Origin of the sequence: Serratia grimesii, from assembly GCF_900186025.1 — a bacterium.
GTDB classification, from domain to species: domain Bacteria; phylum Pseudomonadota; class Gammaproteobacteria; order Enterobacterales; family Enterobacteriaceae; genus Serratia; species Serratia grimesii.
In genome coordinates, this window is sequence record NZ_LT883155.1 from 3255144 (window position 1) to 3278596 (window position 23453).

Genomic DNA, 23453 nt, shown 5'->3' on the forward strand with positions numbered 1-23453 from the left:
CCCGAGGCTAACTATGACAACTAATCCACAGCCACTCGATGCCATTGAGTTCGCCTCGCGCGATGAAATTGAAGCGTTGCAATTGGAACGTCTGAAATGGACGCTTCACCACGCCTACAACAATGTGCCGATGTATAAACGCAAGTTTGATCAGGCGGGCGTCCACCCTGACGATCTCAAACAGCTGAGCGACCTGACCCGCTTCCCCTATACCACCAAACAAGATCTGCGTGACAACTACCCCTTCGACACCTTCGCCGTGCCGATGGAACAAGTGGTCCGTATTCACGCCTCGTCGGGTACTACGGGGCGGCCAACCGTCGTTGGCTATACCCAACGTGACATCGACAACTGGGCGGATATTGTTGCCCGTAGCCTGCGAGCCGCCGGTGCCACCGCCAAAGACAAGGTGCATGTGGCCTACGGCTATGGATTGTTCACCGGCGGGCTGGGGGCGCATTACGGCGCGGAGCGGCTTGGGGCAACCGTGATCCCGATGTCCGGCGGGCAGACAGAGCGGCAGGCGCAGCTGATCCTGGATTTCAAACCCGACGTGATCATGGTGACGCCATCCTACTGTTTAACGCTGATCGATGAACTGGAACGCAAAATGGGCGGCGATGCGCGTGGCTGCTCATTACGTCTTGGGGTGTTTGGCGCAGAGCCCTGGACCGAAGCGCTGCGGCATGAAATTGAAAGCCGCATGGGCATCAAGGCGCTGGATATTTACGGCCTGTCCGAAGTGATGGGGCCGGGGGTGGCGATGGAGTGCGCCGAAAGCGGCGGTGGCCCGACTATCTGGGAAGATCACTTCCTGCCGGAGATCATTTGTCCGGAAACCGGCATCGCGCTGCCAGACGGACAGCACGGCGAACTGGTGTTCACCACCCTGACCAAAGAGGCGCTGCCGGTGATTCGCTATCGCACCCGTGATCTCACCCGCTTGCTGCCAGGTGACGCGCGTCAAATGCGTCGAATGGGCAAAATTACCGGCCGCTCCGACGACATGCTTATCATCCGCGGCGTCAATGTCTTCCCGTCACAGGTGGAAGAACAAATCATGCAGTTCGAACAACTGTCGCCACACTATCAACTGCAAATCAGCCGCAGCGGACACCTGGATACGCTGGCGGTGCGTGTTGAATTGAAGGAAGCGGCGCTCAGCCTCAGCCATCAACAACGCTGTGAGATCTGCCACCAGCTTCGCCACCATATCAAGTCGATTATCGGCGTCAGCACCGACGTCAGCATCGCCAACTGTGGCGACATCCCGCGCTCGGAAGGCAAAGCACAACGCGTGGTTGACTTAAGACCGCGTTGATTGTGCGGGCGTCACGGATGACGCCTTAATGAATTGTGGTAATGTTACGCTTCATCGACGGCTAACCCATGGAAAAATATGGAACATAAACTGGATGAGTTTATCCACCATGCAATAGACGCTCAGCCGATCAGCGGCACCTCACTGATTATCTCCCTGTACGGCGATGCGCTCAGCCATCGCGGCGGAGAGGTGTGGCTCGGCAGCCTAAGTGCGCTGCTGGAAGCGTTGGGGTTCGGTGACCGCTTTGTGCGCACCTCGGTATTCCGCCTGCAAAAAGAGGGTTGGCTGGACGTCGAAAAAATCGGCCGCCGCAGCTTCTATCGGGTGACCGAACAGGGCATGCGTCAATTCCGCCACGCAGAGTCGAAAATCTACCTCAGCGAACCGCCCGCCTGGGATGGCAAGTGGGATTTGCTGTTGCTGGAAGGGGCTGAAAAGAACGACCGCGCGCGGCTAAAAAAAGAGCTGGGCTGGTTAGGCTTCGGCCAAATAGCCAATAACCTGATGGCAGCCCCGACGCACGTGCAAACCGACGTGACGGCGCTGCTTGGCGAACTTAACGCCAGCGAACAGGTGATCTATTTCCGTGCAGACTATCCCTATAATCGCTCAGAGCACACACTGCAACAGCTAGTGGCGAGCTGCTGGGCGCTGGCTGACGTTGCCGCCGATTACCATGAGTTTATCGTTTCTTTCCGCCCGCTGATGGCGCTACTGCGCGAAACCGATGACGCGCTGCTGACGCCCCAGCGCTGCTTCCAGATTAAGCTATTATTGATCCACTTCTTCCGGCGCGTGGTGCTAAAAGATCCTTTACTGCCGGATGCCTTGCTGCCTACCCAATGGGAGGGGCAAATCGCCCGTAATCTGTGTATCAATATTTATCAACGAGTGGATCGTGCCGCCACCGAGTATGTCAGCGCATTGGCGGAAACCACTATCGGCACCCTGCCCGCCCCAGCAGCAGGTTATTACCGACGCTTTGGCGGCCTGCCGCGCGATCCTTCACTTTAAGGAAATTTTACGATGCCCGTGTATCAGATTGACGGCCTAACGCCAGTCATAGACCCCAGCAGCTATGTCCACCCGACCGCGGTGTTGATTGGCGATGTGATCGTCGGTAAACACGTGTATATCGGCCCAAACGCCAGCCTTCGTGGTGACTTTGGCCGGCTGGTTATCTGCGACGGTGCCAATATTCAGGACAACTGCGTCATGCACGGCTTTCCGCAACAAGACACCGTAGTGGAACAGGATGGGCATATCGGTCACGGCGCGATCCTGCATGGCTGTCGCATCCGCCGTAACGCCATGGTTGGCATGAACGCAGTGATCATGGATGGTGCGGAGATCGGTGAAAACACCATCGTGGGCGCGATGGCATTCGTCAAAGCCGCCGCAGTGATCGACGCCAATAAGCTGGTGGTCGGCAGTCCGGCGCGCGTATTGCGTGACTTGACCGAACAGGAGTTGGCGTGGAAAGTGGCTGGCACGCACGAATACCATGATCTGGTGCTGCGCTGTAAATCTTCACTGCAAGAAGTCGCGCCACTGAGTGAAATCGAGCCGGATCGTCAGCGCTTAAGTTTTGGCGACCACCTGATCCCAAAAAGTCAGCTTTAAGTATCGCGAAATACGCTATTCCGTTAAAAAGTGGTTTACAGTGAATACCCTGTTTAACTTCTTTTATTTGGACCGGAATAGATGCCAAGAACGGCCAAAACGGTTGAAGTCCCCGCCATCGGCGAGCTTGATCGCCAAGCGGGGCAACTTAGCCTACAGCTTGCTCAGGCGTTACGGGCAGCCATCAATAAAGGCGAATTGAAAGCGGGCGATCTGTTGCCCTCCACCCGCGTGCTGGCAAGTGCATTGCAGCTTGCCAGGGGAACCGTGCTGGCTGCCTTCGAGCAACTGACGGCAGAGGGATTTCTAGAGGCGCAGCCCGGCTCGGGTACCCGCGTCGCCCTGTCACTTCACCGCCAGCCCCCGGCACCGCTAACTCCGGCGGATATGTGTGACATCCCCCTTTCCAACCAGGCGCAGGCATTGGCGCAATTCGCCAGTCAGTTACGGCCACTGCCACCGGTGCCATTCACCGTTTCAGTACCGATCAATGATACCGCGCCCGACGATGTCTGGCGCCGACTCGGTAACCGTATTCGTGCACGGGGCCCCGGTGCCCCCGCCGGTTATGGCGAACCGCTCGGTGCATTGGCGTTACGCAAGGCCGTCTGTGAATACGTCCGTAAATCCCGCTCGGTGCTCTGTACACCGGAACAGGTCATCATCACCTCCGGCACTCAACAAGGGCTGTATCTCGCCACGCAAATTTTGCTGGACGCCGGTGACACCGCCTGGGTGGAGGATCCGGCCTATCACGGTATTACCGCCATCTTTAACAGCGTATTCAGGGATCGAATCATGGCCAGAGTCCCGGTAGATGCGGAAGGCATAGACGTCACGGCGGCCAAAAAGATCGCGCCACAGGCCAGAGCCGCCTTTGTCACCCCTTCTCACCAGTACCCGCTGTGTATGCCGATGAGCATGACGCGTCGGCTCGAACTGCTGGCGTGGGCCAAGGAGAATCGCGCCTGGATTGTTGAAGATGATTACGACAGTGAAATGCGCTATTCCGGTCATCCGTTCCCTTCATTGCAGGGGCTGGATCCGGCCAGAGTTGTCTATCTGGGTACCTTCAGCAAGATCTTGTTCCCTTCGTTGCGACTGGGTTATGCCATCGTACCAAAACCGTTAGTGGACGCCTTCTGCGGTGCGCGCGTGCTGATGGATCGCCACCCACCCAGTGCCGATCAGCACGTGCTGGCCAGTTTTATGGCGCAGGGGCATCTGGATCGACATATACGCAGGATGCGTGGCGTCTATGCGGAAAAACGACGTGTGCTTACCGACGCCATCAACGCACATATCTCTCCCGATCTGGCGACCTTGCACCCCAGCGATCAAGGCATGCATATGTTGTTATGGTTAAAGGCCGGGCTGGACGATCGGCAGGTTGTGCGCCGCGCTGCCGAGGCAGGTGTGGCAGTGAGTGCACTCTCGCCGATGTATGCCAGCGACAGCGGGAAAAACGGGTTAATACTCGGATTGGGCGGCTACGATGAGGCACAAATCCACCGTGCCGCCCAAACGCTGAATCAGGTACTGGTGTCGCTAGCCAACCCAGGGTAAGCCGCAACTTACCCTCGCAGATTATCGCGAAAACCGCTTCGCGCCGTACACGCAAACCAATACCCCAGCCATTACCGCGATCATGGATGGCTGGATAGTTTCATGCAGTATCAGTCCGGCAAGCGCCAGGCCGAAAAACGGTTGCAGCAATTGCAGTTGCCCGACGGCGGCTATGCCACCCAGCGCCAAACCGCGATACCAAAAAATAAAGCCTATCCACATGCTAAACAGCGAAATGTAGCCCAGAGAAAGCCACGCCCCGAGACTAACCTGCGGCCATGCCGCAGGGGCAGATCCCATGGCAACCGCTGCGGTCAGCGGTAATGCCACCACCAGCGCCCAGGAGATCACCTGCCATCCACCGAGCTTACGCGTCAGTATCGCTCCTTCCGCATAGCCCAGCCCACAAAGTAAAACCGCAGCCACCATAAACACGTCACCGATCCATGAGCCGCCCGCTCCCTGGCTCAATGCGAAGGCGGCAACGAATACGCCACCCAACATTGAAAACAGCCAGAACGCGGCCTTCGGTCGTTCTCCTCCCCGCAGCACACCGAAACAGGCGGTGGCCAGTGGCAGCAGCCCGATATACACCAGCGCATGAGCCGACGTGGTGTGCTGTAAGGCTAAGGCTGTCAGCAAAGGAAAACCGATGACCACGCCGATCGCCACCAGCACCAACGGCATAAGATCATGGCGCTGCGGCCAGCGTTGGCGCATCACCCCAAGTGCAGTCATGGCCAGGAAGGCGGCAATTACCGCCCGCATCGCGGTCAGGAACAGCGGTTCAAACTCCAGCACCGCCAGCCGTGTCGCGGGCAAAGAACCGCTAAAAATTAACATCCCCAAAAAACCGCTGGTCCATCCTTGGGCCGAACGCTGCGCCCCCGCATCGCTGACCCGGACGATAACGCTGTTTTTTTCTGTTTCACTGCGCATTGCAAGACAACTCCACAATCCCGAAAGACCCTTTATTCTCCGGTTAAAGTGGTTTATTTACAGAGCCACATAATCACATTTTTTACTGAACCAGTTTATTCCACACTCGGTGTTTCCATTGCAGCAGGCACTGGCTGATGGCGGCTATAGAAGAAATAGATGGCCACCAACAACAGGGTGAACGGGATGCCAAACCACAGCGTCATTTTGAAAAACTCGGTGAACGCCGTCGAAATCAACAGTGCAGCCATCAGTCCTGCACCGGCCAGCGTGGTGTATGGGAATCCCCACATACGGAATTTCAGGTGTGTTTGGCGATGCTGACGGCGGAAAAACAGATGGGTGACGAAAATCATCAGCCAGGTAAAGCAGGCACCGTATACCGAAATCGACATCATGGCGGCAAACGATTTCTGCGGATATACCAGGCTCAGCACGATCGACACCACAATGCCGATACATGACATCGCCAGTGCACTTACCGGTATACCGCGTTTACTCACTCGACCGAGTGCCGCCGGTGCTTGCCCGGCGCGTGACAACGAGAACATCATGCGCGTAGTAATATACAGCTGGCTGTTCATCGCCGAGAGCGCAGCCACCAACACGATAAAGTTGAAGATACCGGCAGCGGCAGGCAAATGAATCACGTTCATCGCGACCAGGAACGGGCTTTCGCCGGTACCCGATTGCCGCCAGGGCACGATCGCCAGCATCAGCGCAATCGACAGCATATAAAAAATAAACAACCGCAAAATGGTGCCTTTGAACGCAGTTTTCACCGCAATCACCGGGTTTTTGGCTTCACCGGCAGCCACTGCGATCATCTCGATGCTCAAATAGCTGAATATGGACACGATCACCGCAAACCACATCCCCTTAATACCAAACGGGAAGAAACCGCCGTTTGCGGTAAAGTTTTGAACACCAAACGCCGGATTCGCGGAGAACACCAGAATGCCGATACCAATAGCGATAAAAGCCGCGATAGCGACCACTTTAATGGTCGACAGCGCGTACTCAACCTGGCCGAATGACTTGACGCCAATGACGTTAATGACGATAACCGCCGCTGAGAACAACAGCACCCAAGGCCAGATTGGCGTGGTCGGGAACCAGAACTGCATATACATGCCAATGGCGGTGACTTCCGTCCCCACCGCCAGCACCACACAGGACCAGTAGGAATAACGTACCAGGAAACCAAACAGTGGACTGATGTAAAACTCGGCATAGTCTCCGAATGAACCCGGTGTCGGGTGTTCGGAGGTCATTTCCGCCAAACACCCCATCAGCAGCAGCGCTACAACACCGCCAATAAAATAGCTCAACAATACGCTGGGACCCGCCATCTGGATGGCATAGGCACTGCCGAGAAACAGCCCGGTACCGATCGCGCCACCTATCGCCAGCATCGACATCTGCCCAGCGGTGAGCTGTTTCTGCAACCCGCCCTGCCGCCGTGCTATTTCGTCAAAACCTTTCATCTGTTTCATAGCAGTGTCCTACCTTATTCACGCAGTACGGGTGACATCCAGAATGGCGGCAGTAACATAGTCGACATTATTTTGATTCAGGCCAGGCAGGCACATACGACCAGGTGCGACCAGGTAAATGGCATAGTGTTGTCGTAGCCGCTCAAGTTGCGGTTGGTTAAGCCCGGTGTAGCTGAACATGCCTTTCTGATCGCGGATACGACGGTAGTCCAACTGTGAACCACCTTGTTCCAGCCCCGCAGACAGAATTTGCCGCATCTGTTTGATACGCTGCCGCATACCGGCCAGTTCGTCTTCCCACTGTTGCCGCAAGCTTTCGTCCGCCAACAGCGTTTCCACAATCTGACTGCCATGGGTCGGTGGGCAAGAGTAGCTGCGGCGGATCAGTGTTTTCAGTGCGCCTTTAACGTTCGCTGCACTCTCTGGACTGGCGCAACGCACCGAAAGCCCGCCCAGTCGCTGGCCATACAACGCAACATTTTTTGAAAACGAGTTGGCGACCAAAAACGCCAGATCGGTTTTCAGCGCTTCGCGCAAGGCAAAGCAGTCTTCTTCCAGACCGTCACCAAAGCCCTGATAGGCAATATCAAAGAACGGCAGCAAGCGGCGACGCTGTAACACTTCCAGGGTGGCACGCCACTGTGCCTGGCTAAGATCGGTGCCGGTTGGGTTATGACAACAGGGGTGTAAAAGCACCACACTGCCTTCTGGCAGGCTATCCAGCGTGTCCAACATGGCGTCGAAACGCAGACCACCGTTCACCTCATCAAAGTACGGATAGGTATGTACCTTCAGCCCGGCACCTTCAAAGATTGCCCAATGGTTGGCCCAGGTCGGGTCGGACACCCAAATATCGTGGCGGGACAGGTATTGATGAATAAAATCCGCCGCCAGCTTCAGGGCACCAGAACCGCCAACGGTCTGCACCGTGGTGATGGACGATGAGGTCTGCTCGCCAAATAACAAGGCCTGCACCTGTTGGGCAAACAGCGCCGAACCTTCGATCGGCGGATAACCGTGTGGGCGGCGTTGTTCAAGCAAACGCCGTTCGGCTGCCTCAACCGCCTGCATCAACGGGATTCTGCCGTGCTGATCGTAATAAAGGCCAATACCCAGATTTACTTTCTGCGTATTTTCATCCTGTAAATACGCTTCCATCAACGACATAATAGGATCGGCCGCAGAGCGGCCAATGTGATTAAACATAGCGATTCCTTAACTCATTATTTAATGAATTTTCAGGTGAAATTACTAAAAATATCTCTTATAAATTTAACGACCCAGCACACTAACCGCATCGTTAAATATTACAGCTATAAACTATTCAGCGGTGGCGCTGACCGTTATTTCTATTTTCATTCCAGGCACCACCAATTTATCAACAATTACCGTTGAACGATTAGGATAAGGATAATTAAAATAGTTCTTATAGATTTCATCGAGTAATTTAACGTCATTCACGTCGGTGAGATAAACAATAACCTGTAAGACATTGTCACTGTGGCTATTTGCCGCCTTCAGCGTCTGTGCAAGATTATCGAATGTCAGGGTAATCTGTTTTTCCGGCGCCCCGGTTTCAATACTGCCGTCTAATCTAACTGGGCCATGGGCGGTGAACAGCATGCCGCCGCCTTTGGTCGCCCAAGAGAAAGGTTGGCCAATCTCCGGCAGGCCCGTTTCAATGATACTGCGCATGGTTTATTTCCCCGTGGTGATTAACTGGCGGATCAGCGCCCCATCTCTGGCGAACAGCGAATCCAGCACGTTGTAATGGTTAGCTCCGGTTACCGCGACCAGGCGAGCGGGCAAGTGTTTTTCATGCAACGCGGTGTAATAGTGCTGCGACTGCCCAATCAGTTCCGGCAGCTCTGCGTCGCCATAAAACAGCGTCATGGGCTTTATGCATTCAGGAATATGACGCGCCGGACTCAGCTGGGTAATTTGCTGTGGGGTCAACTGCAATTGCCGATTAACATAGCTGTTTAACAACGGCTCCAGCTCAAAAATACCGCTGATCGCCAGCACGACATCAGCCACCTCATGATGCTGCCAAAAGCTTGCCAGATGACCGCCAGCAGAATGCCCGCACAGATAAACCGGCGCTAAATTATCCTGCCCCAGACGCTGTTGAATAGCACCCAGTGCCACTCCTGTTTGCCGGCAAATATCGTCCAGAGTGGCGTGAGGTGCCAGAGTATATTCCAACAGGATCACATCAAAGCCCAGCGACAAGGGCACGTTGGCAATAAAAGCAAAATCATCTTTATTACAAAATTGCCAATAGCCGCCGTGAATAAATATTAATGTTCCTTTATGTTCTTTATCGGAATATAACCAGTCGAACACTTCCCGTGGGGAATTACCGTAGGCAATATTACGTTCACTACGCACTTGGCGATAAACATGCTGACTACGCGTTTGAAACGACGTCAGGATCTCATCTTCATTGTCTACCGTAGCACCGTTATCGTAATCCCCTGGGACAAGTTTCATATATTAAACTTCGTTTATTATTTAAGATATGCGTTAACTATTAGCACCGGGAATAATATTGTCAAGAAGGGAACAGCAGCAATGCGGGCCTGGTAATATAAATCTTTTTAGCTGCCCAATAAGTTTAACCAGTGAAACTTATTGGGCCTGAGTCTTTATTATTCTACCGGCTGAATTTGTGCTAATTGGCTTAGCGCTTGCCAGGCATAATCCCAGAATGTCCGTACCTTTAGCGGCATTCTCTGTGCGTTCTGTGCCACCAATTGCACCGGCATTGGCAAGGGTTCGTAGGACGGTAACAGGCGTACCAACGTCCCCGCCGCCAAATCGTCCGCGACCTGGTATGACAACAGCCGGGCGATGCCCTTGCCTGCGCGCACCGCCAATAACTGTGTTTCAACCTCGTTAAGCAGCAAGCGCGGCGTCAAACGTACCCGCTCGCCATTCTCCTGTGGGCCAAAACGCCATTCACGCAGCGACGCACGCTGAGTACCGACAATGGTGTCATGATCCGCCAACTGCACCGGTTCTTGTGGTTCCCCGCGTCGTGCCAGATAGGCCGGGCTGGCGACGGTTACCCGCGACACCTGCCCCAACCGCCGAGCCACCCGTGAGGAATCTTGCAGATGCCCGATACGTATCGCCACATCCAGCCCTTCGTCGATCAAGTCCAGATTGCGATCGTTTAGCACCATTTCAATCTGCATCTGCGGATAGTGGTCGAGAAATGCCATCACCACCGGTGCCACATGCTTGCGTCCGAACTGCACCGGCGACGTTATCCGCAACAGACCGGTGAGCTGAGTATCCACCGTGTCCAACACGGCAGCCTGATATTCATGCAGCAGCACGTGAGCGCGTTCCACCAAGCGTAACCCCGCCTCAGTCGGCGCGAGCCGCCGGGTGGTACGTTCGACCAAGCGGGCACCAAAGCGCTGCTCCAGCGAGGCAATGGCTCGGGTGATCGCCGGTGCAGAACGCCTTAGCTTACGACCGGCGGCGGCCAGGCTGCCGTGCTGGATCACTGCCACAAAGATCGCCAGTTCGTCCAACCGATCCATAGATTGTTCCATAAAGTGAAATTATCAATTTCTACATTGCCGGATTTCGCTCACTGCCTGCAAGAGTATGCTAATAAAAATTGTTCAGGAGCCTCATCATGCAAAAACTAAAACTTTACGGTACCCCGCTTTCCGGCCATGTTCATCGCGTGGCGTTGCTATTACGGATGCTTGCACTGCCGTATGAATTTATCGAGGCCGGCGCAGAGGTGCGCCAGAGCGAGCACTTTCGCCGCCTGAACCCTTTCGGCCAGATCCCGGTCCTGGTGGACGACGATCAGGTGCTGGCCGACAGTAACGCCATCCTGGTATATCTGGTCAAACGTTACGCACCGGGCAGCCATTGGCTGCCGGAATCCCCCATCGCGGCAGCACAGGTGCAGGAATGGTTATCCAAAGCAGCCGGAGAAGTGCGCTACGGGCCGGCCTCAAGCCGCTTGATCGCTCAATTTTCTGCGCCAGAGGATTATCAGAGTGCGTTAGCGGTCGCCGCCCGTTTTCTGCCGCATATGGAGCAACATCTGGCCAACCGTGCTTTTCTAGCAACTGACGAGGCGACAATTGGCGATCTGGCCTGCTACAGCTATGTTGCGGTGGCCCCAGAAGGCGGGATTTCTCTGGCCCCTTATCCGGCGATCCAACGTTGGGTGGCACGCATCGCAGCGTTGCCCGGTTTCTTCGCCATGCCAACGCTGCCGGAACCCGGCAAGAGGTAACTGATGAACCAACCGATGTTTCACCCCGACGAACTGCGCGCCCAGACGTTAGCCGGTTTTGATCGGGTCAGTGGCGGCATTTACCCCAGCATGCCAGAGCAACATCGCGCGTTTTTCGCTGCACTGCCTTATCTGTTTGTCGCCACACTGGACAGTCAGGATTGGCCGGTGGCGACACTGTTCAGCGGTCCACCCGGTTTCCTGCGCTCGCCAGACAGCGATCACCTGCGTATCAGCGCCCCCCGGAGAAGCGACGATCCTGCGCAGGCTGCCTTGCAAACGGGTAAACCGGTGGGGGCATTGGGGTTGGACTTCAGCAACCGGCGACGCAACCGTGTCAACGGTATTATTGGGCGTACCGACAAGAACCGTATTGAGATCGACGTCAGGCAGAGTTTTGGTAACTGCCCGCAATATATTCAACGGCGTGAGTTGTATCCGGCAACCAGCTCAGCTGCCCCGATTGAACATCTCACTGCGCTGGACGCGTCGGCGGAGATGTTAATCCGCCAGGCTGATACCTGTTTCGTCGCCAGTTGTGCCCATGCAACGCTCGAACAAGGTGGTGTAGATATTTCACACCGTGGTGGTAAACCGGGTTTCATTCATTTGGAAAACAATAGCCTGTGGATACCCGATTTTCGTGGCAATCGCTATATGAACACGCTGGGTAATTTGCTTGCGGAACCGCGAGCGGCATTGCTGTTTGTCGACTTTGAACACGGGGATATTTTGCACCTGCAAGGGGAAACACACATTCTCTGGCAAGCGGATATCGGGCAAGGCGTGGCAGGGGCAGAACGTTACTGGCGTTTCGATATACGCAGTGCATGGCGCTTTTCGCAGGCCCTGCCGTGGCGAGGCCGTAATCTTGAGTTCTCCCCGGCAACGCTGAACACCGGGGTGTGGTCGGAATAAAAAACCCCGCTTTGGCGGGGTCAGTAGATTGATTTTATACGCTGTGTTCCACCGTTGCAGCGGCTTGATAAAGCTGGCGGAAATAGTTCAGACGTTCGAAGAACAAACGGCTTTGCGACTCCGACATATTACCTGCCACTTTGCCGGCGTCGACCTCTCGCCCCTGCCACTCCATCAACGCAATACTGGAAGCCAAAAAATCCATTTCTCCGCCGCCATAAAGATGTCTGTCCACTGATTTCATCATTTGCACACTCCTTTTAATCACATCGAAAAGGGTCATATGCCTGCTAACTTCAGTATCGTCTCGAACGCGGGCATTTTTTGTACAGAAGGTGCTCAAGGCAGTAAATTGATTTCTTGCCACTGATGGGGCAAATGAAGGCGGAAAAGTTTGCTAGGGTAAAGGGTAGCCATTTGGGATAGATCACCCCGTGTTGAATTCTGAAAAAGGAAGATAACCGATGAGCAATCACTTCTCTGCCACCCTCAAAGATGCCTCACTGTTTCGCGAAGCCAACTATATCGATGGGCAATGGCTGCCGGTCAAAGACGGCCAGTGTCTCAAGATCCACAACCCCGCAACCGGTGAGTTACTCGGCCAGGTACCGGCTTTGGGCGCCAAAGAAACAGCACAGGCGATTGCCGCCGCCAAGAAGGCCCAGCCAGCCTGGCGTGCGCTGACCGCCAAAGAACGGGCCGGTAAGCTGCGCCGCCTGTTTGAACTGATGATGGAAAACCAGGACGATCTGGCGCGCATCATGACCGCAGAACAGGGTAAGCCGCTGGCCGAAAGCCGCGGTGAGATTGCCTACGCAGCGTCCTTTATTGAGTGGTTCGCCGAAGAAGGCAAACGCGTCTATGGCGATACCATCCCGCAACCCCAGTCTGGCCGCCGTATCATCGTGCAGAAAGAACCGATTGGGGTCTTCGCCGCCATTACACCCTGGAATTTCCCGGCGGCGATGATCACCCGTAAAGCGGGTCCCGGCTGGGCCGCAGGGTGTACCGGTGTGATCCGCCCCGCCAGCCAGACGCCATTTTCGGCACTGGCCATCGCGGTACTGGCTGAGCGTGCCGGCCTACCGGCAGGGGTCTGCAACGTGATTACCGGCCCAAGCCAGGCCATCGGTGCTGAGCTGACCGCCAACCCCGACGTACGCAAACTTTCGTTTACCGGCAGCACCGAAGTAGGCGCACAATTGCTGGCACAGTGTGCGCCTACGATCAAAAAGACCAGCATGGAACTGGGCGGCAATGCGCCGTTTATCGTGTTTGACGATGCCGATCTGGACGCCGCCGTGACTGGCGCAGTGGCTTCCAAATACCGCAATGCCGGCCAAACCTGCGTGTGTACCAACCGTTTCCTGGTACAGGACGGTATTTATGACGCCTTTGCTGAAAAGCTGAAAACCGCGGTAGAAAAACTGAAAGTCGGTAACGGCATGGACGATGGCGTGACAATCGGCCCCTTGATTAACCCAGCGGCCGTGGAAAAAGTCACTGAACATATCGATGACGCGGTGCAGCACGGCGCATCGATTCTGTTGGGGGGGAAACCCCACTCGTTGGGCAATAACTTCTTTATGCCAACTATTCTGACCGACGTGCCTCGTCAGGCCAAAATCTTCCATGAGGAAACCTTTGGCCCGGTAGCACCATTGATCCGCTTTGAACACGAAGCCGAAGCCATTGAACTGGCTAACGATACGCCATTTGGCCTGGCATCGTACTTCTATAGCCGGGATATTGGTCGGGTCATGCGCGTCGCAGAAGCGCTGGAATACGGCATTGTTGGTATTAACGAAGGGCTGATTTCTACCGAAGTCGCACCGTTCGGCGGGGTGAAAAACTCCGGGCTGGGGCGTGAAGGATCGAAGTACGGTATCGAGGATTATCTTGAGATCAAATACCTGTGCCTCGGTGGGCTAGACAGCTAACCGCCTGATGCGCTGATACGGTCTGCATAATGCGGGCCGTATCAGCATTGATTGCGAATCCTGTTCGGGTTAACCGACCCGGAAAGAGAGTCCGTCTTCTGAGCGTTGTTTAAGTGAGATTAATAATGGAATTCTCCGCCGCCATCCCTATTCTTCGCATCTTCTCGGTAGAAAAAGCCAAAGAGTTTTACCTGGATTTTCTTGGCTTCACGCTGGATTGGGAGCATCGCTTCAGCGAAGACCTGCCGCTGTACGCACAAGTCTCCCGCTCCGGCCTCACCTTGCATCTCAGCGAACACCACGGCGACAGCACGCCGGGCTCTGCGGTGTTTATCCCCATGGGTGATATCGACGCGTTACATCAGGAACTGTCGGCCAAACAGTATCGCTATGCCAGACCGGGAGTTGAAACGGTCGATTGGGGGAAAGAGTTAAACATCACAGATCCCTTCGGCAACCGCCTGCGCTTTTGTCAGCAGATAAGCAACAGCTGACAACCTCCCAGCGCGCAGGCATCACTTCTGGTACTGCGCGTCACTGACCTTCTCCATCCAGTCAACTGGGCTGCCGTTAAGTGACTCAGCGATAGCAATATGGGTCATGGCAGTCTCCGGTGTCGCACCGTGCCAGTGTTTGACATCTTCCGGGATCCAAACAATATCGCCCTGGTTCATTTCCTGGATCTCGTCACCCCACACCTGGATCCAGCCTCGCCCTTGGGTAACAATCAACGTCTGACCAAGCGGATGGGTGTGCCAGGCAGTGCGAGCACCTGGCTCAAAGGTCACGGTCGCGCCGCCCACGCGGGCTGGCTCACTGCCGGCAAACGGCGCATCGATCCGTACCTTACCGGTAAAATACTCTTCTGGGCCTGGACGGGAGGGTTGTGAACCACTGCGTTGGATTTTCATTTTTTTCTCCGTTTCGACCAAAGTAGCCGACGTTAATATAGACAGAATAATTGTAGAGGCTGCCAGTCACTTCACCGGGTAACGCCTAAAGCGTGATGAAATGCACATGACAAAAGATACCCTTCACTCTGCAACGCGACTAGATAGCTAAATGCGCAAGGAGCTATGAGTTGAATTCATTAATTGTCGCCACCGCCGGCAAACGGCTAGAATATCGCCATGAATTCTGCCCATGCTGTGAGGCCGGGATGTTAAAAGAGAACTTTAACGATTTAATTTCGTTTCTGGTGGTTGCCCGGGAACGCAGCTTCACCAAGGCCGCAGCAAAGCTTGGCGTATCCCAATCGGCATTAAGCCATGCCATTCGGGGCCTTGAAGAGCGGCTTGAGCTGCGTTTATTGACGCGTACAACCCGTAGCGTTGCCCCTACCGAAGCCGGTGAGCGGTTGTTCAACAGCCTCGGTCCGCGCTTTGCCGAAATTGAAAGTGAGCTGGATGCACTGAGTGAAATGCGGGCGCGGCCAGCCGGCAATATTCGCATCACCGCCGGTGAGCATGCCGTCGATTCGGTGCTATGGCCGGTACTGAAATCGTTTCTGGCTGACTACCCGGATATTAATGTCGAAATTACGGTGGATAACGCCCTGACCGACATTGTTGCTGGTCGCTTTGATGCCGGTATTCGCTTGGGTGAACAGGTGGCCAAGGACATGGTTGCCGTGCGTATCGCACCGGAAATGCGTATGGTGCCGGTCGCCTCTCCTGCCTATTTTGAACAATACGGCATACCGAACACCCCACAAGAATTGCAGAATCATCGTTGCATCAATATGCGTTTACCGACCATGGGCGGGCTTTATGCATGGGAATTTGAAAAAGACGGTAGAGAGATCAAAGTTCGCGTTGATGGCCAGTTAACGTTTAACAGCCTGCGCCAACGTATTGAGGCGGCGTTACTGGGTTTCGGTATCACCTTTGTCCCCGAAGATACCGTCACCCATGAGCTGGCTGATGGCCGTTTAATGCGCGTGCTCGACGCCTGGTGCCCGCTTTTCCCCGGTTATTACCTCTACTACCCCAGCCGTCGGCAGCACACGACGGCCTTCGCCCTGCTGGTAGAGGCGCTACGCTACCCGCGCCAATCCTGAATCCCCCTGCCGACGGCTGCGGCAAGGGGCTGGTTTCAGCGCCCGATATTCTGTTGCAGGTGCGCAGGATAACGGGCGCCCTGCACTTCAATGGCGGCAAGCGCTCCTTCAATGCTGCGCAATTCATCCGTGCTCAGCGCTATCGCAGCCGCCCCCAGATTCTCTTGCAGGCGATGTTGCTTGGTGGTTCCCGGAATAGGCACAATCCAAGGTTGTTGCGCCAACAGCCAGGCCAACGCAATCTGTGCCGGCGTGACACCTTTTTGCTGTGCCAACTGCCCAAGCACGTCCACCAGCACCTGGTTGGCCTTACGTGACTCCGTGCTGAAGCGCGGAACGACGTTGCGAAAGTCACCCTCGTCAAAGGCGGTATTTTCATTGATCGCCCCTGTCAGGAAACCTTTCCCCAACGGGCTGAAGGGCACAAAACCGATGCCCAACTCTTGTAATGTCGGTAAGATTTCTTTCTCTGGCTCGCGCCACCACAGCGAGTATTCACTTTGCAACGCCGTCACCGGCTGCACGGCATGGGCACGGCGAATGGTTTGCGCCCCAGCCTCTGACAAACCAAAGTGCTTCACTTTCCCTTCCTGGATCAATGCCTTCACGGTACCGGCGACGTCTTCAATCGGTACATTGGGATCAACCCGGTGCTGATATAGCAGATCAATAGTTTCAATATTCAGGCGCTTCAGTGACCCTTCCACCGCCTGACGGATATGTTCCGGCCGGCTGTTAAGCACCTGTTTGCCATCCGGCTGCGGCAGTTCAAACCCAAATTTGGTCGCAATCACCACACGATCACGCACCAGAGCCAACGCTTCCCCGACCAATGTCTCATTGGTGAAGGGGCCATACACTTCAGCGGTGTCGAAAAAAGTCACGCCCTGATCGACAGCCGCACGAATCAACGCGATCCCCTGCTGTTTGTCAGTCGCCGGGCCATAGCCAAAACTCAACCCCATACAACCCAAGCCCAAAGCTGAGACTTCCAAACCCCTGTTACCCAGTTTACGTTTTTGCATTTTTGCCTCCAAAAGTGTCGCGCTGGCCACCACTCACGCAGGGCAGCCAAAGTGTGATTACTGTAGGAGGACGGTCGGCAAATGACTATGCGTTAAATGTGCTTGAGCTTATGAGCTACATTCATAAAACCAACAAATAATCGTAAAAACAGCACAAGGTATGCAACGAAAGAATAACAATTAGAGTAACCTAGGCGCGCTTCAGGCGATGCTGACGCACCCGTTTACGTTCATCTTAACGGCATCGCTGCGTACGACGCCTGACTCAGACTTGTTTTTGGTTTTACCCCCGATAGTAGAGTTTCTTCAATCATCCAAAACTGTCCTCTCCATTTTTTGCTGCCACTGCCGATTGGCATTGGTGATGAGGGAGGTTGCCAAACATACGGGACGGATTTTTAGGGAGAAACCGCGTGTTTTTTTGGATATGGCTTAATCTCTAAATCGGGGACTTTTCATTTTGGTAAGGATAATACTATGCAAAATAAAGCATCATTGTCGCCGCTCATCATCATCACGGCTCTGTTTGCCGCGTTGAGTGGGCTTTATCTGCTGGGAGGCGGCATCTGGCTAGCCAAACTCGGCGGTTCACTGTACTACATCATCGCCGGCCTGGTTTTGCTGGTTACCGCCTGGCTGCTGGTTCGCCGCCGCGCCACTGCACTGCTGCTGTATGCCGTGTTTTTACTCGGCACCACAATTTGGGCACTGTGGGAGGTCGGTCCGGACTTCTGGGCGTTGACGCCACGCCTGGACGTTACCTTCTTCTTCGGCCTGTGGCTGGTGTTGCCGTTCATCTATCACAAGCTGATTGCCAGCGGCAAGTTGGCCTACAGCGCACTGAGTATCGCGCTGGTGTTTACCGTCGCAGTCCTGGCCTATGCCGTATTTAACGATCCGCAAGAGATCAACGGCACCCTTGAACCGGCCCAGGTGAAGGTTGCACCTCAGGCATCAGACGCCGATTGGCCAGCCTATGGCCGTACTCAGGAAGGCACGCGTTATTCGCCACTGAGCCAGATCAATGACAAAAACGTTGGTCAGCTTAAAGAAGCCTGGACCTTCCAAACTGGCGACCTGAAAACCGCCAACGATCCGGGGGAAATCACCAACGAAGTAACCCCGATTAAAATCCGCGACACGCTCTACCTGTGTACGCCTCACCAGAAGCTGTTTGCACTGGATGCGGCCACCGGTAAACAGAAGTGGAAATTTGATCCTCAGTTGAATTTCAACCCGACCTTCCAGCACATCACCTGTCGTGGTGTTTCTTACCATGAAACTGCCGCAGCAGCAGGCTCGGCGACAGACGCGTCTCCGGCAATGTGCGCACGCCGCATTTTCCTGCCAGTGAATGATGGGCGGTTGTTTGCGCTGGATGCCGAAACCGGTAAGCCTTGTGCCGACTTCGCCAATAACGGCGAACTCAACCTGCAAAGCAATATGCCGTATGCGACGCCAGGCCATTATGAGCCGACGTCTCCGCCGGTGATCACCGACAATGTGATCGTGGTCAGCGGTGCGGTCACCGACAACTACTCCACCCGCGAGCCGTCCGGCGTGATCCGCGGATTTGACGTCAACAGCGGCAAACTGCTGTGGGCATTTGATCCGGGCGCCAAAGACCCTAACGCGATCCCAGCAGACGAGCATCACTTTATCCCGAACTCGCCTAACTCTTGGGCACCTGCTGCCTACGACGCCAAGCTGGATATTGTCTACCTGCCGATGGGCGTCGCCACACCCGATATCTGGGGCGGCAACCGTACACCGGAAATGGAGCGTTATGCTAGCGGCCTGCTGGCGCTGAATGCCACAACCGGCAAACTGGTCTGGTTCTATCAAACCGTACACCACGACCTGTGGGATATGGACGTACCGGCGCAGCCAACGCTGGCGGATATTACCGACAAGAGCGGCAATAAGGTGCCGGTAATCTACGTACCGACCAAGACCGGTAACATCTTCGTCCTGAACCGTACCAACGGCGAATTGGTCGTGCCAGCGCCAGAAAAACCGGTACCACAAGGCCCAGCCAAAGGCGACCGTCTGTCACCGACTCAACCTTTCTCAGAGCTGACCTTCCGCCCTGAGAAAAAACTGACTGGCGCAGACATGTGGGGGGCGACCATTTACGACCAACTGGTCTGCCGCGTGATGTTCCACAGCCTGCGTTATGAGGGCACCTTCACCCCGCCTTCTGAACAAGGTACGTTGGTATTCCCAGGTAACCTTGGCATGTTCGAATGGGGCGGTTTGTCTGTCGACACCGATCGTCAAGTGGCTATTGCCAACCCTATCGCACTGCCATTTGTGTCAAAACTGATCCCACGCGGTCCGGGCAACCCAATTGAACCGCCAGCCAACGACAAAGGCGGCAGCGGTACTGAAGCGGGTGTGCAACCACAGTATGGCGTGCCGTTCGGCGTCACACTGAATCCGTTCCTGTCGCCACTTGGCTTGCCGTGTAAACAGCCAGCCTGGGGTTACATTTCTGCTGTAGACCTGAAAACCAACGACATCGTGTGGAAAAAACGCATCGGTACCGTGCGCGACAGCTCCCCGCTGCCGTTGCCGTTCAAGATGGGTATGCCGATGTTGGGTGGACCGGTTTCTACTGCGGGTAATGTGTTCTTTATTGGCGCGACCGCAGACAACTATCTGCGCGCCTTCAGCGTGACCAACGGTGAAAAACTGTGGGAAGCGCGGTTGCCAGCCGGTGGTCAGGCAACACCAATGACCTATGAGGTTAATGGCAAGCAATATGTGGTCATTTCCGCAGGCGGTCATGGCTCATTCGGCACCAAGCTGGGTGACTATATTGTCGCTTACGCCTTGCCGGATGCGAAATAATCAGCACCGTTGAGTTAACGTAAAAAGCACGCCGCAAGGCGTGCTTTTTTACTACAGCAAAGTAATCATGCCGTACCCAGCGGTTATTCCACGGTCAATTTCACCACCGCCGACGCTTGATATTCACCCACCGGTGCGGCACCACCACTTTTTAGAGCAACGCTCAAATCAGCCTGTACTGCCGATTTCTCGACGGTGTATGTCTCCCCTTTGACGCCCTCTTTTGTACCCACCTTAAGGGCAAGGGTCAGGTCATCGGCGATCTTCTCGCTACTACTCCCCGATGCAAAGGCAAAGGTCACTTTGACGGTGGCTTTTTTATCACAGCTAATGGTGTAACGCGCTTTCTTTGATTTACCCGAAACGGCGGCAGGCTTCAGTTCGCCAAAGTCGATAACATCGGGCCCACTAAGTCCACACACCGGTGGCGGTATGCCATCCCAAGGTTGGTCGAGGGTAGACCAATCGTAATTCGAACCAGATTTAGTAACACAGTAACCATAGGTTCTGTATGACTTCTTAGAAGGTGGAATTAAATCATCGAGCAAACCCGACGACATCACTTCCCCAAGATAACTCTGCCCTTTCAATCCAGCTTCTATCCCGCTAGATGAACATCCCTCGATCTTCGCGATTCTACTATATGTGCTAGTGTGGCGAGCCCACGTCGTCTTCCCTAGCATGTCAGTCCCGGCGAAAAATTCCACTAACAGACAGCCAGCGTGGTCGCAGTTAAATCCGCCGGCCGTCTGATTAAATTTCGTCTTCACTTGCGGTGACTCAACAGTCACTGTGACCGAACTCCCTGGTTTTTCATTGGGGATATTCAAGACAGCGAACGACGTCGTGCAATAGAACCAGAGGAACAAAACAACAATACGTTTCATAAGTTTTCTTCGTCATTATTAAAGTACTGGCAGAAATCATTCATTCCGGCCGACTCATTATTCATATTCCAGATTAAAGGTCGCCACCGCACTAAAGGGCCCACGCTGAATACTCTGGCGTTTACGCGCCTCCGGCTCCGCCTGCACATAAGCTTGCAGCCTTAACACATTGTCACCGCTAACCAACCCCTGTTGTCCCCAGGGTTTATTCATCGGCAGCCGTTTACCACCCGGTGACTCCATCCCGATGGCAATGCCCGATGCCTGACTACCTGGTGACAACGCTAACAACCCCGGCAAAGCTGTATTCTCAATGCCGCTGAAGGTGACCTTCACCGTTTTTGCCAGGCTCAGATCGCACTGCGTCAGATGCAGGGTAAACCCCTGCCCATGCGTGCGGTTATTCAGATACAAAAACTTGTCGATCACCGTGCCAAAATCCAGCGTAATATGCTCCTCACCCGGTGGGATCACGCAGGGTTCTGCCACCAATGCCCCATGAAAACGCAGGTTATCTGCGGCTTGCGCCCCTGGCATGGCTAACAGGAACCCTAATGCCATTAACAAGGCAGACCGCCCGTAAAACACGCTCTGGTTCACTGGTACACCGCCTGCAACGTTGCCGTCGCCTCGAATTCCCCGGCCTTTAACTTGGCGCCGGCGCGCTTGACCGGTGCTGCCATCAGCACTGGGGGCTTGTCGACACTGATAGGAACAGGCGAGCCTAAGGTAAAAGGCAGGCCGTCACGGGTGAGACGAATGCCCAGATCTTTGACGTTGGTGCTGACCGCCGCCTTGTCAAAACCGCTCGGTATACCCGTCAGCACCAGCGCCATCACCAAGCCTTTGCCGCCCGGTTCGCAGGTGATGCTATAGTTCACCGGCTGTAGATAGTTCACTCCATCCACTTTGTTCACCCCCACCCGATCGCCGAAGTTAACATCGATACGCTGTCCCTTGTTGATCAGGCATGCCGGGCGTATAACGGCCACCTTGATTTTTACCTGCTGCTCGGCGGCATGCACCGCTCCAGCAAGGAACAATAGCCCCAACACCCACCCCTTCTGAGCCAGACAGCGCATGTCGCCCTTCCTAGTCATAGTTAAATCGCACGTTGATCATTGCCGAATACACCCCAGCCTGTAGCGGTGCCTGAGTGCGTTCTGGCGTCACGCTATAACTCAACACACTTTGGCCCGGCACCAGCAACAGCGGTGCCCCGCGCTCCCCCAACCGCACATCCCGCCCCAGTGAGTCCTTCAGCCGTAGTCCCAATCCCTGAGCGCCTTGAACCCTCACTAATTTTGGATTATTGGCGTCCATCGGCGCGGTAAAACTCACCGAGACCGCCGGCTGGTGAGGTGCCCACAGCAGGCCACCGCTGCGGTCGTCCCGGTTGTTGGCCGGGCTGCGCAAACAATCTTCCAGCCGCAGTTCTATCGCCACCGGCACACCCTGGTTCCCTACCTGTTGCAGATGGGCGCTACCCACACCACCCAAATCAATATCCTGTCTGGCAGAGGTCATCGTCAGTCTACAGGCGCTCTCAGTCAGCGCACCGCGTAAACGCAGCACCCCATGAGCACCGTCAACATTGCCTTTATCGGTGTGTCCCTGTTGCGCCGCTCTCGCTTCCGGCAATAACGCCAATAGGCTAACCAGTACCACCGGCACCATCAGTACCGCCATCAACTGCAACAACCGATAGCGCCGCTCATATCGCAGCCAATAACCCTCTTCGTCACTTTTGTTTCCTTGCCGCATACCCCGCTCCTTGTTCACCACCACGATTTCAACGCGGTTTGATTGGCGTTGCCGTGCAGTGCTCGCCATTGCAGCTAAATTGCAACTGCGGGCGGCCGCCATAGTCGTTGACATAGGTCAACACCGGACTGCCGCCCAGCGCTGCCACGCCTACGTTCAATAAGCCACTGCTCTTTGGCGCCACCATCAGTGGCTCAAAATCACTGGCTCCAGGGCCATTAACACTGCGACCACCGTCCACCAGCGTGACAAAATACGCGGAGGGGTTGTTAACCCGATAACGGTCGCCCTGTTTGGTCAGCGTCAGTTGTTCCTGCCAGGGTTTCGCATCGTGGACCACGGCCAACGCCTGCGGACGGTAGAACAGCTTGATGCGCGTTTGCAGCGCCAACTGCAGGGTATTTGGCTTGTCACTTCTCGGCGGGATCTCGCGCAAGTTGAAGAAAAACAACGTCTCACGATCCTGCGTTAACAAATGGGTGGCCGGCAGCCCCTGAATTTTTATTTGGCTTCTGGCCCCGGCCTCCAGACGCTGTACTGGCGGTAACACCGTTAGCGGGCTGGTGATTTTTTTGCCCTGTGCGTCTTCGATCCACCCCTGCGCCAGGTACGGTAGCTGTTTGTTCTCATTGCTGATGCCCAAGCTGGCCGACCTGTCACCGCCGTTAAACACCACTCGGGTGCGATCCAACGCAATCGCCGCCTGTGCCTGCTGAACGCCCAGCGCCACCAGCAGCACAGTCACATAGGTAAAAGTTAATTTGTTCATTACAGTCATTGTTGTTCACT

The 23453-nt window shown here is 55.0% G+C and carries 24 protein-coding genes; 10 read left to right on the forward strand and 14 right to left on the reverse strand.

Annotated features, from left to right (window positions below; genetic code table 11):
* Positions 1 to 13: 13 nt before the first annotated feature.
* From paaK to pdxR, 4 genes are all read left to right on the forward strand, one after another.
* Positions 14 to 1321 (forward strand): phenylacetate--CoA ligase PaaK, encoded by a 1308-nt coding sequence (paaK, locus tag SGBXF1_RS15385; RefSeq protein ID WP_186427109.1) that lies wholly within the window; start codon positions 14 to 16, stop codon positions 1319 to 1321.
* A 78-nt stretch (positions 1322 to 1399) separates the two neighbouring features.
* The gene (gene paaX / locus SGBXF1_RS15390) at positions 1400 to 2338 is read left to right on the forward strand and encodes a phenylacetic acid degradation operon negative regulatory protein PaaX (protein ID WP_186427110.1); all 939 of its coding nucleotides are present in this window, start codon (positions 1400 to 1402) and stop codon (positions 2336 to 2338) included.
* Positions 2339 to 2350: 12 nt separating this feature from the next.
* A complete protein-coding gene (paaY, locus tag SGBXF1_RS15395; RefSeq protein WP_037417218.1) occupies positions 2351 to 2947 on the forward strand; it encodes a phenylacetic acid degradation protein PaaY in 597 nt (198 codons plus the stop codon).
* 81 nt (positions 2948 to 3028) lie between these two features.
* Complete coding sequence (pdxR, locus tag SGBXF1_RS15400; protein ID WP_186427111.1) at positions 3029 to 4513, forward strand: MocR-like pyridoxine biosynthesis transcription factor PdxR; 1485 nt, start codon at positions 3029 to 3031, stop codon at positions 4511 to 4513.
* Between the two features lie 21 nt (positions 4514 to 4534).
* Here the strand turns inward: pdxR and SGBXF1_RS15405 are convergent, their stop codons facing one another.
* From SGBXF1_RS15405 to SGBXF1_RS15430, 6 genes are all read right to left on the reverse strand, one after another.
* Positions 4535 to 5452 carry a DMT family transporter gene (locus SGBXF1_RS15405; protein WP_186427112.1) on the reverse strand — a complete coding sequence of 306 codons (918 nt, stop codon included), beginning with the start codon at positions 5450 to 5452 and terminating at the stop codon, positions 4535 to 4537.
* A gap of 95 nt (positions 5453 to 5547) precedes the next feature.
* Positions 5548 to 6948, reverse strand: a complete 1401-nt coding sequence (locus tag SGBXF1_RS15410; RefSeq protein ID WP_061806594.1) for an amino acid permease — start codon at positions 6946 to 6948, stop codon at positions 5548 to 5550.
* A gap of 18 nt (positions 6949 to 6966) precedes the next feature.
* Positions 6967 to 8154, reverse strand: coding sequence for an amino acid aminotransferase (locus SGBXF1_RS15415; RefSeq protein WP_186427113.1), 1188 nt, complete (start codon positions 8152 to 8154; stop codon positions 6967 to 6969).
* A gap of 114 nt (positions 8155 to 8268) precedes the next feature.
* Entirely contained in the window at positions 8269 to 8643 is a 375-nt protein-coding gene (locus SGBXF1_RS15420) for a RidA family protein (RefSeq protein ID WP_037417207.1), read from the reverse strand.
* A 3-nt stretch (positions 8644 to 8646) separates the two neighbouring features.
* Positions 8647 to 9441, reverse strand: a complete 795-nt coding sequence (locus SGBXF1_RS15425) for an alpha/beta hydrolase (protein ID WP_186427114.1) — start codon at positions 9439 to 9441, stop codon at positions 8647 to 8649.
* A gap of 158 nt (positions 9442 to 9599) precedes the next feature.
* The gene (locus SGBXF1_RS15430) at positions 9600 to 10502 is read right to left on the reverse strand and encodes a LysR family transcriptional regulator (RefSeq protein WP_186427115.1); all 903 of its coding nucleotides are present in this window, start codon (positions 10500 to 10502) and stop codon (positions 9600 to 9602) included.
* A gap of 98 nt (positions 10503 to 10600) precedes the next feature.
* On the opposite strand from SGBXF1_RS15430, the gene SGBXF1_RS15435 reads away from it, so the two are divergent.
* Both SGBXF1_RS15435 and SGBXF1_RS15440 read left to right on the forward strand, forming a co-directional pair.
* On the forward strand, positions 10601 to 11218 hold the full coding sequence (locus tag SGBXF1_RS15435; RefSeq protein WP_061806599.1) for a glutathione S-transferase family protein: 618 nt from the start codon (positions 10601 to 10603) through the stop codon (positions 11216 to 11218).
* Between the two features lie 3 nt (positions 11219 to 11221).
* The gene (locus SGBXF1_RS15440) at positions 11222 to 12136 is read left to right on the forward strand and encodes a PNPOx family protein (protein WP_186427116.1); all 915 of its coding nucleotides are present in this window, start codon (positions 11222 to 11224) and stop codon (positions 12134 to 12136) included.
* Between the two features lie 34 nt (positions 12137 to 12170).
* Here SGBXF1_RS15440 and SGBXF1_RS15445 read toward each other — a convergent pair whose 3' ends face one another.
* Positions 12171 to 12383 (reverse strand): glycogen synthase, encoded by a 213-nt coding sequence (locus SGBXF1_RS15445; RefSeq protein WP_037417192.1) that lies wholly within the window; start codon positions 12381 to 12383, stop codon positions 12171 to 12173.
* A gap of 217 nt (positions 12384 to 12600) precedes the next feature.
* On the opposite strand from SGBXF1_RS15445, the gene gabD reads away from it, so the two are divergent.
* Together gabD and SGBXF1_RS15455 are read left to right on the forward strand one after the other, a co-directional pair.
* Positions 12601 to 14076 (forward strand): NADP-dependent succinate-semialdehyde dehydrogenase, encoded by a 1476-nt coding sequence (gene gabD, locus SGBXF1_RS15450; protein ID WP_061806601.1) that lies wholly within the window; start codon positions 12601 to 12603, stop codon positions 14074 to 14076.
* Positions 14077 to 14201: 125 nt separating this feature from the next.
* Positions 14202 to 14570, forward strand: a complete 369-nt coding sequence (locus SGBXF1_RS15455) for a glyoxalase superfamily protein (RefSeq protein ID WP_061806602.1) — start codon at positions 14202 to 14204, stop codon at positions 14568 to 14570.
* 21 nt (positions 14571 to 14591) lie between these two features.
* On the opposite strand, the gene SGBXF1_RS15460 is transcribed toward SGBXF1_RS15455, so the two are convergent.
* Positions 14592 to 14987 (reverse strand): (R)-mandelonitrile lyase, encoded by a 396-nt coding sequence (locus tag SGBXF1_RS15460; protein ID WP_037417183.1) that lies wholly within the window; start codon positions 14985 to 14987, stop codon positions 14592 to 14594.
* A 248-nt stretch (positions 14988 to 15235) separates the two neighbouring features.
* Between SGBXF1_RS15460 and SGBXF1_RS15465 the strand changes: the two genes are divergently transcribed.
* A complete protein-coding gene (locus SGBXF1_RS15465; protein WP_186428519.1) occupies positions 15236 to 16135 on the forward strand; it encodes a LysR family transcriptional regulator in 900 nt (299 codons plus the stop codon).
* A gap of 35 nt (positions 16136 to 16170) precedes the next feature.
* Here the strand turns inward: SGBXF1_RS15465 and SGBXF1_RS15470 are convergent, their stop codons facing one another.
* On the reverse strand, positions 16171 to 17160 hold the full coding sequence (locus SGBXF1_RS15470) for an aldo/keto reductase (protein WP_186427117.1): 990 nt from the start codon (positions 17158 to 17160) through the stop codon (positions 16171 to 16173).
* 477 nt (positions 17161 to 17637) lie between these two features.
* On the opposite strand from SGBXF1_RS15470, the gene SGBXF1_RS15475 reads away from it, so the two are divergent.
* A complete protein-coding gene (locus tag SGBXF1_RS15475; protein WP_061806603.1) occupies positions 17638 to 20013 on the forward strand; it encodes a glucose/quinate/shikimate family membrane-bound PQQ-dependent dehydrogenase in 2376 nt (791 codons plus the stop codon).
* A gap of 83 nt (positions 20014 to 20096) precedes the next feature.
* Here SGBXF1_RS15475 and SGBXF1_RS15480 read toward each other — a convergent pair whose 3' ends face one another.
* From SGBXF1_RS15480 to SGBXF1_RS15500, 5 genes are read right to left on the reverse strand one after another with little or no spacing between them, the layout of a single operon-like run.
* A complete protein-coding gene (locus tag SGBXF1_RS15480; RefSeq protein WP_130381274.1) occupies positions 20097 to 20900 on the reverse strand; it encodes a hypothetical protein in 804 nt (267 codons plus the stop codon).
* Positions 20901 to 20957: 57 nt separating this feature from the next.
* Positions 20958 to 21461, reverse strand: coding sequence for a fimbrial protein (locus SGBXF1_RS15485; protein WP_186428520.1), 504 nt, complete (start codon positions 21459 to 21461; stop codon positions 20958 to 20960).
* 35 nt (positions 21462 to 21496) lie between these two features.
* Positions 21497 to 21982 carry a fimbrial protein gene (locus tag SGBXF1_RS15490; RefSeq protein ID WP_238320973.1) on the reverse strand — a complete coding sequence of 162 codons (486 nt, stop codon included), beginning with the start codon at positions 21980 to 21982 and terminating at the stop codon, positions 21497 to 21499.
* 10 nt (positions 21983 to 21992) lie between these two features.
* On the reverse strand, positions 21993 to 22664 hold the full coding sequence (locus SGBXF1_RS15495) for a fimbrial protein (RefSeq protein ID WP_186427118.1): 672 nt from the start codon (positions 22662 to 22664) through the stop codon (positions 21993 to 21995).
* 28 nt (positions 22665 to 22692) lie between these two features.
* Positions 22693 to 23442: a fimbria/pilus periplasmic chaperone gene (locus SGBXF1_RS15500; RefSeq protein ID WP_186427119.1), complete on the reverse strand. Its 750-nt coding sequence runs from the start codon at positions 23440 to 23442 to the stop codon at positions 22693 to 22695.
* Between the last annotated feature and the right edge of the window lie 11 nt (positions 23443 to 23453).